10 protein-coding genes are annotated in these 13,587 nt (G+C 61.8%); all 10 read right to left on the reverse strand.

The window, feature by feature from the left end; genetic code table 11:
• Positions 1 to 35: 35 nt before the first annotated feature.
• The 10 genes from J7I86_RS03810 to uxaC all read right to left on the reverse strand — a co-directional run bounded on the left by J7I86_RS03810 (position 36) and on the right by uxaC (position 13,496).
• Positions 36 to 1,160, reverse strand: a complete 1,125-nt coding sequence (locus J7I86_RS03810; RefSeq protein ID WP_214815712.1) for a thioesterase domain-containing protein — start codon at positions 1,158 to 1,160, stop codon at positions 36 to 38.
• A 15-nt stretch (positions 1,161 to 1,175) separates the two neighbouring features.
• Positions 1,176 to 1,748 (reverse strand): orotate phosphoribosyltransferase, encoded by a 573-nt coding sequence (gene pyrE, locus J7I86_RS03815; RefSeq protein ID WP_011773291.1) that lies wholly within the window; start codon positions 1,746 to 1,748, stop codon positions 1,176 to 1,178.
• A gap of 5 nt (positions 1,749 to 1,753) precedes the next feature.
• Positions 1,754 to 2,737 carry a LacI family DNA-binding transcriptional regulator gene (locus J7I86_RS03820; RefSeq protein WP_214815715.1) on the reverse strand — a complete coding sequence of 328 codons (984 nt, stop codon included), beginning with the start codon at positions 2,735 to 2,737 and terminating at the stop codon, positions 1,754 to 1,756.
• 39 nt (positions 2,738 to 2,776) lie between these two features.
• On the reverse strand, positions 2,777 to 4,060 hold the full coding sequence (gene mmsB, locus J7I86_RS03825) for a multiple monosaccharide ABC transporter permease (RefSeq protein WP_214815719.1): 1,284 nt from the start codon (positions 4,058 to 4,060) through the stop codon (positions 2,777 to 2,779).
• A 5-nt stretch (positions 4,061 to 4,065) separates the two neighbouring features.
• Positions 4,066 to 5,595: a multiple monosaccharide ABC transporter ATP-binding protein gene (mmsA, locus tag J7I86_RS03830; RefSeq protein ID WP_214815722.1), complete on the reverse strand. Its 1,530-nt coding sequence runs from the start codon at positions 5,593 to 5,595 to the stop codon at positions 4,066 to 4,068.
• 128 nt (positions 5,596 to 5,723) lie between these two features.
• Entirely contained in the window at positions 5,724 to 6,872 is a 1,149-nt protein-coding gene (gene chvE / locus J7I86_RS03835) for a multiple monosaccharide ABC transporter substrate-binding protein (protein ID WP_214815725.1), read from the reverse strand.
• A gap of 289 nt (positions 6,873 to 7,161) precedes the next feature.
• Complete coding sequence (locus J7I86_RS03840; protein WP_286179271.1) at positions 7,162 to 9,447, reverse strand: gluconokinase, GntK/IdnK-type; 2,286 nt, start codon at positions 9,445 to 9,447, stop codon at positions 7,162 to 7,164.
• A 7-nt stretch (positions 9,448 to 9,454) separates the two neighbouring features.
• Positions 9,455 to 10,684: a D-mannonate dehydratase ManD gene (manD, locus tag J7I86_RS03845; protein WP_214815728.1), complete on the reverse strand. Its 1,230-nt coding sequence runs from the start codon at positions 10,682 to 10,684 to the stop codon at positions 9,455 to 9,457.
• A gap of 38 nt (positions 10,685 to 10,722) precedes the next feature.
• Positions 10,723 to 12,093 (reverse strand): mannitol dehydrogenase family protein, encoded by a 1,371-nt coding sequence (locus tag J7I86_RS03850; RefSeq protein ID WP_214815730.1) that lies wholly within the window; start codon positions 12,091 to 12,093, stop codon positions 10,723 to 10,725.
• Positions 12,090 to 13,496, reverse strand: coding sequence for a glucuronate isomerase (uxaC, locus tag J7I86_RS03855; RefSeq protein WP_214815733.1), 1,407 nt, complete (start codon positions 13,494 to 13,496; stop codon positions 12,090 to 12,092). The genes J7I86_RS03850 and uxaC overlap by 4 nt, the downstream gene beginning before the upstream one ends.
• Between the last annotated feature and the right edge of the window lie 91 nt (positions 13,497 to 13,587).

Raw genomic sequence — 13,587 nt, forward strand, 5'->3', positions numbered from 1 at the left:
ACTCGAGTACAGAGCTCACTTGTACAAAAGTTCACCTAAGCAGGCCGAATGACCTTACCGTTGGGCTCTTGGTATGACGGCTCTTGGGGCTCTGGTGGGAGCGGCTGAAGTTCGTCCTGGACCCGTTCCAGCAGGGGCCGGTAGATGCTTCCGTTCCACTGCGGGCTGGCGTGAGCGGGGCGCGCGCCCTCCGTGCTGAGCGTGGGCAGGGCCATGTTGGCGCCGAAGACCTTGCTCCACCCCGCTCGAGCCGACTCGTAGTCCACTGTGCCGTCCTTGGCGTTGCCGATGAAGGCCATCCTGGCGCCACCGATCTTTCCGGCCAGCCGGAGCCCGTCAAAGTGGTAAATGTACGCCGACTCCGTCTGGATCAGGACGCTTGAAGGGGCGATCGGCGACAGCTGCTCCAGGGATTGGTCGAGGATTTGCCGCCACGTTCGCTCGTCCTTGTGCGCAACTCGCTCCCCCAGCTCATAACTGCCGCGCAAGACGGACGGGATGCGGAATCCGTTCTCATAGAGGAACACCACGCCGTCGAACCAGCTCTCGTCCAGGACATCAGCGCGGCTGAACGGAGTGGAATCCAGGACGATCAACTGCGTCTCGACGCCGTGCAGCTCCAGCAGGCGGGCAGCCACCTGGGTGGCGAGCATCCCGCCGAAGCTGTGGCCGTAAAAGTAGAGCTTCTCCAGTTCCAGCTCGCGGACGTGGAGGATGATTTCGCGGACGATCTCGTCCACGTCCAGTCCCAGGTTGGAATATCCGACGGCGGCAAGGCGGCCTCGTTGATGCAGGGCAGGACGCAGCGAGTTGAGGATCCACTGGGCCTCTTCCCAACTGGTTTTATAGCCCGGAAAGAGGATCCAGCTGGCTTTGGGGAAGTACAGGTCCGAGTACGTATCCGGGACACGGAGGATCTTGGTGGACCGCCGCTCGGCCTGGACGCGCCGGGTGAAGAGCATGTCCGCGGCGAGCGCTCCGGATGTTCCGGCGGTGATGAGGAAGTTGCGGCGGGACGTCTTTTTAAGCCGGGCAGCGTAGGGCAGGATCCGGGCCCATGAGCCCGGATCCTCTGCCAACTCCGGCTTTGCATTCACCGGCGCCGGAAGGTTTTCGTGAAGCTCCGGGGGTGCCGGGAGCTTCCCTACCTCAACGTCCACGCAGCAAGCATAGGCTTAGTCGAGGCCCAGTTCATCCTTGCCGAAAGCGAAGAGGTACGGCACGCCCGTTTCGGCTTCGATCTTCTCTTTGGCACCGGTGTTGCGGTCAACAATGACAGCCACGGCCACTACATTGCCGCCGGCCTTACGGACGCCCTCGACGGCGGTTAGCGCGGACCCGCCGGTGGTGGACGTGTCCTCGAGGACCACCACGTTGCGGCCTTCAACCGAGGGACCTTCCACCTGACGGCCCATGCCGTAGGACTTCTGGGCTTTGCGGACAACGAAGGCGTCCACGGCACGGCCGGCGTCGGCAGCCGCGTGCATCACGGCGGTACCCACCGGGTCGGCACCCATGGTGAGTCCGCCGGCGCACTCAACTGAAACGCCGGCGTCGTCGATCATTGCCAACATGACCTGACCCACCAGCTTGGAGGCCTCGTGGTGCAACGTGATGCGCCGGAGGTCAATGTAGTAGTCCGCTTCCTTGCCGCTGGAGAGGATCACCTTGCCGCGGACCACCGCCAGTTCTTTGATGAGTTCAAGAAGGCGGGCGCGGGCAGCAGCAGTATCAAGCGTGGACGTCATGGCTCCTAGTTTAGTGGGGCCGCGGTGGTTGCGCGGATCACCAGGCGGGGATTGACGATCTGATCACCCGTTCCGCCGTCTCCGTCCAGTTGCTGCAGCACCGCTTCCATGCAGCGGCGGCCGAGCTCCTCGAAGTCCTGTTTGATGGTGGTCAGTGGCGGCATGAAAAACTCAGCCTCGGGTTGGTCGTCATAGCCCACCACGCTGATGTCGCCCGGGACGTGGAGGCCGGCTTCCTGGACGGCACGGAGAACGCCCACCGCCATTTGGTCGTTTGCGACGAACACAGCTGTGACCGTGCGCTGCTGAACGAGATCAAGCCCGGCACGGTAACCGGAGGCCGCGTCCCAGCCACCTTGGAGCAGGATGTCAGCGGCTAAACCGGCATCCGCCAGCGATTCTTGCCATCCCTTGATGCGCTCGGCGGCATCAATCCAGTGCGGCGGACCGGAGATGTGGGCGATGTGATGGTGCCCCAAGCCGATCAAGTGATCAACTGCGAGGCGGGCGCCCATGCGCTGGTTCAGGGATGCGCCCGTCAACTGGTTGCCCGCGCCTGCCCCGACAGCCACGATCGGCACGGAAAAGGAAACATCGCGCAGGGCCGCGAGGACATCGGGGTGCGGGACCAGGATGACAATCCCATCCACGGACTGGTTCCGGAAATGCGCAATCGCGTCATTAACGCTTTCGTCCGTCACTTCCCGGAGGTTCGCGATACTGACGAAGTACCCTGCTTCACGCCCCGCTTGCTCCACTCCCAAAAGGGTGTTCGCGGGTCCGAACTGGCCTGTCTCGCAGGCGAGCACGCCAATGGTCCGGGACCGCCGGGTCACCAGGCTGCGGGCTGCGGTGTTCCGGCGGTACCCAAGCTGCGCGATGGCTGATTCCACGCGCTGTTTCGTGCGGACACTGACGTTCGGATGGTTGTTCAGGACGCGGGAGACGGTTTGATGTGAGACTCCTGCCATCCTGGCAACATCACCCATGACGGGAGGCCGGGGCTCTCCCCCTGTGGACATGAGCGGCTATTTCGCGTCGACCGCGACCGGCTCAGACGTGGCAGGCGTGGACGTTTCGGTTGCCGGCGGGGTTGTCTTCCACTTGAAGCGGCGGCCCATGGAGGAGCCTCCGCCGGAACCGGTGCGGTTCTTGTTGAAGATGTCGAAGCCGACGGCGAGCAGCAGCACCAGGCCCTTGATGAGCTGCTGGTAATCCGTGCCCAGGCCAAGGATGGACATGCCGTTATTGAGGACGCCCATGATCAGGCCGCCAATCATGGCTCCGGCTACTGTTCCAATGCCACCCTGGACTGCGGCGCCACCGATGAAGGCGGCAGCGATGGAGTCGAGTTCGAAGCCGGTACCACCAGCGGGCTGTGCCGAGTTCAGGCGTGCAGTGAAGACCAGCCCGGCCAAGGCAGCGAGGACACCCATGTTGACGAAGAGGCGGAAGGTGACCTTCTTGGTCTTGATGCCCGAGAGCTCAGCGGCGTGGAGGTTTCCACCGATCGCGTAGGTGTGGCGGCCGAAGATGCTGTTGTTCATCAATGCCGAGTAGACGATCACCAGGACAGCAAGGACGATCAGGACAATCGGAGTGCCACGGTAGCTGGCCAGGAGGAAAGTAATGATGAGCATCAGTACGGCGATGAACCCGTTCTTGACGGCAAACCATGCCATCGGTTCATTCTCCAGGTTGAACTTCCGGCGAACCCGGCGTTCCTTCAGTGCTTGGAAAAGAATGGCTGCCGTGCCGCCGACGCCCAGGATCACTGTCAGCCATTCCAGGACGGACGTGCCGCCGGAAATGTCAGGCAGGAAGCCGCCACCCAGGGCACGCAACTCGTTGGGGAACGGAGTGATCTGCTGGTTCTTGAGGGTAATGAGGGTCAAACCACGGAAGATCAGCATGCCGGCAAGAGTGACGATGAAGGCCGGAATGCCAACATACGCAATCCAGTAGCCTTGCCACGCACCCACCAGCGCACCCACCAGGAGGCAGGCCGGGATGGCGAGCCACCACGCCCAGCCCCAATGGACGATCATCACGCCTGCAACGGCGCCGATGAAGCCAGCGATGGAACCGACGGAGAGGTCGATGTGGCCGGCGATGATGACCATCACCATGCCGATGGCCAGGATCAGGATGTAGCTGTTCTGGACCACCAGGTTGGTGACGTTCTGCGGCTGGAGCAGGATGCCGTCAGTAAGCACTTGGAACAGAATGACGATCAGGATCAGGGCGACGAAGATGCCAACTTGGCGGAGGCGGCTTGTGAGGAAGCCAAGGGATTCTCGTAGGGCGGGCATGTTCGCTATTCCTTCTCTTTGGTCATGTAGTGCATGAGGGTTTCCTGGGTGGCTTCGGCGATGGGGACTTCGCCGGTGATGTGGCCTGCGGACAGCGTGTAGATCCTGTCGCAAATGCCCAGGAGCTCCGGAAGCTCAGAGGAGATCACAATGACGGCTTTTCCTGCCGCTGCGAGCTCCGCGATGATCGTGTAAATCTCAAATTTGGCGCCGACGTCGATTCCACGGGTTGGCTCGTCCAGGATGAGAACGTCGGGGTCTGAGAACATCCATTTGCTCAGCACCACTTTTTGCTGGTTTCCACCCGAGAGTTTGCCGGTGATGGCAGCAACGGAAGGAGCCTTAATGTTCATGCTCTTGCGATAGTGGTTGGCTACGGTGGTCTCTTTGTTGCCGTCAACCCAACCCCGTTTGGCGAGCTTGTTCAGCGCCGCCATGGAGATGTTCCGTTTGATGTCCTCGATCAGGTTCAGGCCGTAGTGCTTCCGGTCCTCGGTTGCGTACGCGATCCCGTGGTCGATTGCGTCAGAGACGGTTGAGGTATTGATCTCCTGTCCGTACTTGTAGACCTTGCCGGACACGGCCCGCCCGTACGTCCGGCCGAAGACGCTCATGGCCAGCTCGGTCCGGCCGGCGCCCATGAGTCCGGCCAGGCCTACTACTTCACCCTTGCGGACGTTGAGGCTGGCGTTGCTCACCACCATGCGGGAATGGTCTTGGGGGTGCTGGACAGTCCAGTCCTCGATCCGAAGGACTTCCTCGCCGATGTTGGGGGTCCGGTCCGGGTAGAGGCTTTCGAGGTCGCGGCCCACCATGCCGCGGATGATGCGTTCCTGGGTGATCTGGCCTTGGTCCAGGCGCAGGGTCTCAATGGACTTGCCATCGCGGATGATGGTGACGGCGTCAGCCACTTTGCGGATTTCGTTGAGTTTGTGGCTGATGATGATGCAGGTGACGCCCTGGCCCTTGAGGTGGAGGATGAGGTCCAGCAAGTGGTCCGAGTCTTCATCGTTCAGTGCCGCTGTGGGCTCGTCCAGGATGAGGAGCTTCACCTCTTTGGACAGCGCCTTGGCGATTTCCACCAGCTGCTGCTTTCCGACGCTGATGTGCTGGATCGGAGTGATCGGGTTTTCGCTCAGGCCTACCCGGGCCAGCAGCTTGGCGGCTTCCAGGTTGGTCTTCCGCCAGTCCACCCAGCCGTTCTTGGCAAGCTCGTTACCGAGGTAGATATTCTCGGCAATGGACAGGTACGGACTCAGCGCCAGTTCCTGGTGGATGATCACGATGCCGCGCTTCTCGCTGTCCGTGATGCTCGAAAATTCGCAGGGCTCGTTCTCGAAGAGGATGTCGCCGTCGAAAGTGTTGTGCGCGTAGACGCCGGACAACACTTTCATGAGGGTGGACTTCCCTGCCCCGTTTTCGCCGCAAATGGCATGAACCTCACCGCGGTTGACGTCCAGGGTGACGTCCTGAAGGGCTTTTACCCCGGGGAAGGTCTTGGTGATTCCTCGCATTTGAAGAATGGGTACGTTCATCGTCAATTCCCGCTGACTGGTTGGTACTTGGCCGGGCCGAGGACTCGACAGGCTCTAAGGGGAGGCTGTGGCCCCGCCGCGTTGCGCACTGCAACACAAAGCGGTGGGGCCACAGACCGGGGACGTAATTACTTGACGTCGGATTCCTTGTAGTAGCCCGAATCGATCAGTTCCTTCTGGAAGTTGTCCTTGGTGATGATGACGGACTTCAGGAGGAAGGCCGGGACAACCTTGACCTTGTTGTTGTAGGTCTTGGTGTCGTTGGTCTCCGGCTCGGTGCCCTTGAGGACAGCGTCAACCATCTTCACGGCCTGAGCGCCGAGCTGGCGGGTGTCCTTGAAGATGGTGGAGTACTGCTCGCCGGCGATGATGGACTTCACGGAGCCCTTTTCAGCATCCTGGCCGGTAACAACGGGAAGGTTGCCGGTGGAGTAGCCGCCGGTGCTGGACAGTGCGGAAATGATGCCGATGGACAGGCCGTCATACGGGGAAAGTACGCCGTCCAACTTGGTTCCGGAGCTGTAAGCGGAGGTAAGGATGTCTTCCATGCGCTTCTGGGCTACGGGTGCCTGCCAGCGCAGGATGGCTGCCTGTTCAAACTTGGTCTGGCCGCTGGGAACCTTCAAGGTGCCTGCATCCATGTACGGCTTCAGGGTGTCCATGGCGCCGGTCCAGAAGAAGTTGGCGTTGTTGTCATCCGGGCTGCCCGCAAACAGTTCAACGTTGAACGGGCCCTTGCCCTCAACCTTCTTGCCACTAGCGTCAACCAGGCCGAGGCCCGTCAGCAAGGAGGTAGCCTGCTGGACACCCACGGTGTAGTTGTCGAAGGTGGTGTAGTAGTCAACGTTCGGCGTTCCGTTGATGAGGCGGTCGTAGGCGATGACCTTGACGTTCTGCTCCTTGGCCTTGGCAAGGACATCGGTCAAGGTGGTGCCGTCGATGGCTGCGATGATGAGCGCCTTGGCACCCTTGGTCAGCATGTTCTCAATCTGGGAAACCTGCGTGGGAATGTCATCATTGGCGAACTGGAGGTCGGTCTTGTAGCCAAGGTCCTTCAGGGACTTCTCAACGTTGGCGCCGTCGGCGATCCAACGCTCGGACGTCTGCGTGGGCATCGAAATGCCTACCAGTGAATCGCTGGGATTCGCACTGCTGCTGGACTCCGCAGTGCCACCGCGACTACCGCAGCCTGTGGCTCCGACGGTCAAGGTAAGGACAACCGCTACGGCGCCCAGGAGTTTCTTCAATCTCACGATGCTCTCCTTCCGCGGCAGCATTGCCGCGAACTCTGATGCAGCCGGAGCATCTGCGCGTCCGGCACGGTGAAGCGTTTTGTGGTCTGCGGCCAGCTGGATGCCTCATGCCACGAAAGGTAATGCGAATGCCATTGTGAACGCTAACAATACCGCTGGTCAAGTGCTGTGGATCACGAAATGATTGCAGCCTCGAACCCCTCCCCTGAGTCTTGACTTGAAACGTTGTTAGCGTTCAGAATTGGCGACTTTACTGATGAAAGGGAAAAAGCCCGGCACCGCCTTGTAGGCAGTACCGGGCTAGTGCCTCACATCAGAGGCGAGTGTCGAACGAATCGCAGAAGACGTTTTGATTGAACGTTCCCAGGAATTCGGACTTGCCCTGGATCTTTTGGATGGTTGCGCGGATGGCTTCGCGCGTTGCTGCGTGTGCGTGGATAACGGTCTTGACCATGGGCACATCGATCAAGTGGTTCGGCTGGTTCAGCGAGACAAACACCGTGGGGACTTCCGTGGCGTACCAGGGAATTTCGGCTGCCATTGGCGAGGACCACTTGATCCGGATGGAAGCCTCCTGTGCGAAACCCTTCACGTTGGCGAAGACGAAAGCAGCGTCATACCGCTCCGCGTAGTCGCCGGTGGCTTCCTCGGACACGACTCGCATGAAGTTCATACCCGGCTCCCCTGCTGCTTCTCGCTGCTCGGCGGTCTTGAACACGCTGACGTCAAAACCAGCAGCTTCCAGCTCTTCCCGGACGGTGTCCAGGTAAGCCAACGGATCGGCGCGGGTGAAGTCGGCGCCACCGGAGATGCCATAGAGACGGATCCGTGGATGTGTCTGAGGCGTGATCGGCAGGTTGTGCGCCGTGTCCTTCACCAGGGTGACGGTCTTCTCAGCCACCTCGGCGGCGATTGCGCGGTGGGCTTCACTGCCGATCACAGCCAAGGCATCGGCTGCAGGAACCAAAGATTCCCGGGAAGCGAGGTGCAGTCCGAGGCTCGCTTTCAGGCCAAGAATCCGGCGCAGGGCATCCTGCAATCGCCCTTCGGTGATCACGCCGGACTTGTAGCCATCCAGCATGTATCCGAAGTCTTCCTCGAGGTTCCGGAAGAACAGGAACATGTCGCAGCCGGCCGCAATGGTCGCAGGTACCAGGTCGCGCCGCTTCATGGCCTGCGTTAGGCCAACCATCAGCGAAGCGTCCGTGAGGACGAGTCCGTTGAACCCAAGCTCGCCTCGAAGCAGATCCTGCAACAGTTCCGGAGCAAGGGTCGCCGGCAGGATGTCAGCATCGGACAAACCTGGACGGAAATGCCGGGACACCTCCGGAGCGCCTATGTGGCCCACCATGATGGACTGCACGCCGTGACCAATCATTTCGCGGTATACATGCCCGTAACTGGCGTCCCACTCGTCATAGCCAAGGGTGTTGTAGGACGTGACCACGTGCTGATCGCGCTCATCAATACCGTCGCCGGGGAAGTGCTTCATGGCGCAAGCTGTGGGTGATTCACTGATTCCGTCGAAGTACTCCTTGGCCCGTTCCACCACAACTTCCGGGGTGTTGCCAAAAGCACGCGTGGAGATGACCGTGTTCCGCCAGCTGTAGTGGATGTCCACGATCGGAGCGAAGGCCCAGTTGCACCCGAGAGCGGCAGTCTCGACGCCGGCCACCCGGCCCATTTGCTTGGCAATGTTCTTGTCCGGATGCGAACCTGCCTGCAGGTGCGTGGACACGAACGTGCCGTCGTCGCAGCTGCCCGCGCCACCCATTTCCGGGTTGGACGCAATCAGCAGCGGAATCCGGGTTTTGGACTGCGCATAGCGGATATGTTCCTGCACGGCCGATGAAGGACCGGGACGGTAGCGCATACCGCCCACGTGGAAGTTCTCCAGCACGCCGTCGAGGTACGCCGGGGAGTAATCGTTGTTGTGGTTGATGAACAGCTGACCGATTTTCTCTTCCAGCGTCATGGAACCGATGGCGCTCTCCACCCACTCCACCGCGGCGTCGTCAAGATTGAACGGGGCCGCTTTGAGGTCCACAAGGAACGGTCCCGAGGATGCCCCCGGCAAGGCATTGAGCCCCGCGACTGCTTCATTCACCATGTCCTCCACGGAGTTGTCGATATCCACCACCATCCCTGCTTCGTGGTCCTGTAACGGTTCCAGAGTGGCCAGCTGCGAGTCGAGGAGCGAGGCCGGCATGAAGTGTCCGGGCCGGGCAGTCATGCGCGCGTTCAGTAACTCGCGTGTGCCGTGCAGGTGCACGAACACCACGGACGGATCGGCGCTGCGGATGATGTCCCGGTACGAGCGCTTGAGCGCGCTGCACGCGATGACAAGAGCAGAGTTCGACGCCGGGAATCGCCTGCCGATTTCGGCCAACCACGGCGCGTGGTCGTCGTCGTTCAGCGGAGTACCGGAGGCCATCTTGTCGATATTCGCATGGGGGTGCAGCGAATCGCCGTCGAGAAATTCAGCGCCGAGGCGTTCCGCGAGGGCGGCTCCGATGGTGCTCTTGCCGCAGCCGGCCACGCCCATCACCACGATGTGGTGGCGGCGTCCGGCTGCAAACGAATTAGATTTACCAGTCATGACTGTCTCACCAATCATGAACCGTACCGTCCACGAGGCGGTTGTACGGCAGGTAGGCCTGCTGGTACGGGAAGGCCGCGGCGGCTTCTTCGTTGAACTCGACGCCGATGCCGGGGTTGTCGCCCGGGTGCAGGTAGCCGTCCTTGAAGGTCATGGACTGCTGGAAGACCTCGTTGGTCTTGTCCGAGTGCTGCATGTATTCCTGGATGCCGTAGTTGTGGATGGCCAGGCCTACGTGCAGCTGGGCGGCGAAACCTACCGGGGAGATGTCCGTGGGACCGTGGAAACCGGATTTGATCTGGTACTGGGCCGCGAAGTCCATGACCTTCTTCAGCGGTGAGATACCGCCAAAGTGGGTGGAGGCTGCGCGGACGTAGTCGATCAGTTGTTCCTTGATGAGGGTCTGGAAGTCGAATACGGTGTTGAAGATTTCGCCGATAGCCAGCGGGGTGGTGGTGTGCTGGCGGACCAGACGCAGGCCTTCCTGGTTCTCGGCCGGGGTGCAGTCCTCCAGCCAGAAGAGATCGTATGGTTCCAGCGCCTTGCCGAGCTTGGCGGCTTGGATTGGCGTCATACGGTGGTGGCCATCATGCAGCAAGGGAATTTCCGGGCCGAACTCGTTGCGGACAGCCTCGAAAACGGTGGGCAGGTGGCGGAGGTAGGCGCGGGTGTCCCAGTCCTCTTCCAGGGGGAAGTTTCCGCGGCCCGCGGGCTCGTAGTCATAGCGCTCACCCGAGGCCTGGGCCTGCGCAGCCACACCGTAGACGGCCTTGATGCCAGGTACTGCTGTTTGGATGCGGATGGACTTGTAGCCCAGTTCAAGGTGCTCACGCACGGAGTCGAACAGGGACGGAATGTCCGCGCCCGAGGCGTGGCCGTAAGCGCGCAGCCCGTTGCGGGAAGCGCCACCCAGCAGCTGGTAAACCGGCATGCCCGCGATTTTTCCCTTGATGTCCCACAGAGCCATGTCGACAGCGGCAATCGCGGCCATGGTCACGGGCCCGCGGCGCCAGTACGAGCTGCGGTAAAGGAACTGCCACGTGTCCTCGATCCGGTGCGGATCTTTGCCGATCAGCAGCTGCGCCACGTGCTCTCTGAGGTAGGCGGCGACGGCGAGTTCACGGCCGTTGAGCGTGGCGTCACCGATGCCCGTCACACCGTCCTCCGTGGTGATGCGCAGGGTGACGAAGTTGCGGGACGGGCTGGTCACAAAGACTTCAGCGGCAATGATTTTCACAGCTTTTCCTTTCGGGATGTGGCTGGGTCAGTACAGTTTTAGCTTCGATTGCCAACGGTGGCAATCGGTTGCATTGCTCTTGCGAATTCATGGCTAAGCTTGTGGACGAGCTCCACTACCGCAGAATCCCGGGCGAGCTCAGAATCGAGCAACGCTACAAGCGCAGCAGTGCGCCCAAGGCCGGCAAGCTGGTTGGCCTCCGCCACCGCGCCGGACTGCGGGTCCTGCAGGCCGGGGTTCGACTCCACGTACGCGGCCCACACGGCGATCATTCGGGCCGCACCGACGCCGCTCCGGCCCGCCTCACGCTCAGCGCGGAGCACAGGGATGGCCCGCATCCGGAGCTTGGTGCTGGCGTCCATGGCGATTTGAGCCAGGTGGTGGGCGATCCGTGAATTACTGAAGCGGTCCAGCAATGCCTCCCTGTACTCGGGGATGCGCAAATCATCGCCGGCAAGGTGGCGGGATGCTTCATCCCAGAACTCCTCCACAGCTTGCAAGCACACCGGATCAGCCAAGGCTTCGGCAACAGTAGTGTGTCCGCGAAGCTGGCCAGCATAGGCCAGGATGGAGTGCGCGCCGTTGAGGAGCCACAGCTTGCGGTTTTCGTAGGGCTCTATGTGGTCCACGAACACTGCGCCGGCATCCTCCCAGCGGGGCCGCCCTGCGGGGAAGTGACCGCTGAGCACCCAGTTGCGGAAGGGCTCGGCCACCACCGGCGCTTCATCCCGGTAGCCGCACTCGCGGGCTACCAACTGAACATCCTCAGCGGTGGTGCGCGGGGTGATTCTGTCCACTGAGGTGCTCACGAAGCTGACGTTGGCATCAACCCAGTCCGCCAACCCGGCGTCGAACCCGCCGGCAAGGTTGACTACCGCATGGCGCGCCACATTGCCGTTGTCCGAGAGGTTGTCGCAGGAAACAACGGCGAGGGGACCGGCGTCGGCGTCCCTGCGTGCGGCGAGGCCGCGGACCAATCGCCCCAACGGCGTCGTGGGATCCTGGCCGGAAAGGAGCAGCCTGACGTCGTCGGCACCAAACCCGTAGGCGGCTTCGGTGATGGTCAGCGTGACCACAGCCGTTTCGGGCGCTGCCACCAGTTCAACCAAGCGCTGTACGTTGGCACCATCCACGGCTTCCACGATGCTGCCCACCACCTCGAACGAGTCGCCCGAGTCAGCACGCTCCACTACGGTGAATAGCCCGTCTTGGGCGGCCAGGACCTTGGCAGCATCCGGGCGGCGGCCGGTGAAGGAGGCAATGCCCCACTCCCCCGCGTCGCCCGCGTGCTGCGTAAACCACGCCTGATGCGAACGGTGGAACGCACCAAGACCCAGGTGGACAATGCGCACGGGAGCCTTGGGGTGAGGGGCAACGTCGTGGCCAAGGCGCGGAAGTTCGGCGGTCATAGCTTGAATACCCGTCGGGGTGAGGTATCGACGACGTCGAGGATCAGCTCGTGCGCACGGTCTTCAGTAACGCGGTGTTCGGCTACAAGGCGCGCGAGGAAGGACGCCTCGATCCTGCGGGAGGCGTCGTGCCGTGCGGGAATGGAGCAGAACGCACGGGTGTCATCAATGAAGCCGGAGGACCGCGAGAAGCCGGCAGTCTCTGTCACTGCGGAGCGGAAGCGCAACATGGCGTCCGGGGCATCGAGGAACCACCACGGCGCACCGATGTAAACGGACGGGTAGAAACCGGCCAACGGCGCGAGTTCCCGGGAGAAAACGGTCTCATCCAGGGTGAAGAGCACCAGGTGGAAATCCTTGGCCGTGCCGAAGTCCTGCAGCAACGGTCGGATGGCCTCGGTGTAGTTCACCGCAAACGGAATGTCGTGGCCGGTGTCGGCGCCAAACTCAGTGAACGTAGGTTCATGGTGGTTCCGGTAGGAGCCCGGGTGGATGGTCATGACCAAGCCGTCGGCCACTGACATGCGCGCCATCTGGTACATCATGTGGGCCTCGAACGCATCACGTTCAGCAGCCGTTGCCTTGCCGGCACGCGCCCGGTCAAAGAGTGCTTGCGCTTCTGCGGCATCCAGTTTGAGGGTGGCCGGGGTGCGGACGCCGTGGTCTGCCGACACCGCGCCGTGCTCCACAAAATAGCGACGGCGGTTTTCCAGGGCCGCGATGTAGCCGGCGTAGCCGGCTGCACCGTCGGCCGCGGTTTCGATCAAACGGTCAACGTTGGCGCCCCAGTTGGGGTGCGCCACGTTCAGGTAGGCGTCGGGCCGGAACGTGGGGAGCACGCGGCCGTTGAAGCTGGGGTCCTCAGTGAGGGCCTTGTGGCTGGCGAGGTTGTCCAGGGGGTCATCCGTAGTAGCCAGGACCTCAATGTTGAAGTCCTTAAAGAGCTGCCGCGGACGGAAGTCCGGCTCAACCAGCTTTGCGGAGATAGCGTCATAGCTGGCGTCAGCCGGCATCTCGCTGAGATCCGCGCCGAGTTTGAACACATCGTTGAATTGGGTGCGCAACCAGTAACCGGAGGCAGTGCCCTCGAACAACGGCCAGGCCTGAACGAACTGCCTCCAGATCTCCCGCGAGTCGGGGGCGGAAGCCGTCCCTGTCAGTAACTGATCCATCGGAACACCGTTGGCGTGAATCAAGCGGGTGACGTAGTGGTCCGGGCTGACCAGGAGTGCTGCGGGATCGGGGAACGGCGTGTTCTGTTCGATGACAGCAGCGTCAACGTGGCCGTGCGGAGAAATGATGGGCAGGTCCTGGACGCGCTCCAGCAAGGACCGCGCGATGCTGCGCGTCCCGGGATCTGCGGGCAGGAGCCTGTCAGGGTGTGCGGCAATGGACTGTGACATAGGTCAATCTTGCGTTCCGGTTCCACAGTTTGTCAACCGGTTGCCAAATATTGCCACCCTGTTGCATTCAGTTGTTCAGCAGGACGCTGTG

Origin of the sequence: Arthrobacter sp. ISL-95 (assembly GCF_018613695.1) — a bacterium.
Taxonomy (GTDB): Bacteria; Actinomycetota; Actinomycetes; order Actinomycetales; family Micrococcaceae; genus Arthrobacter.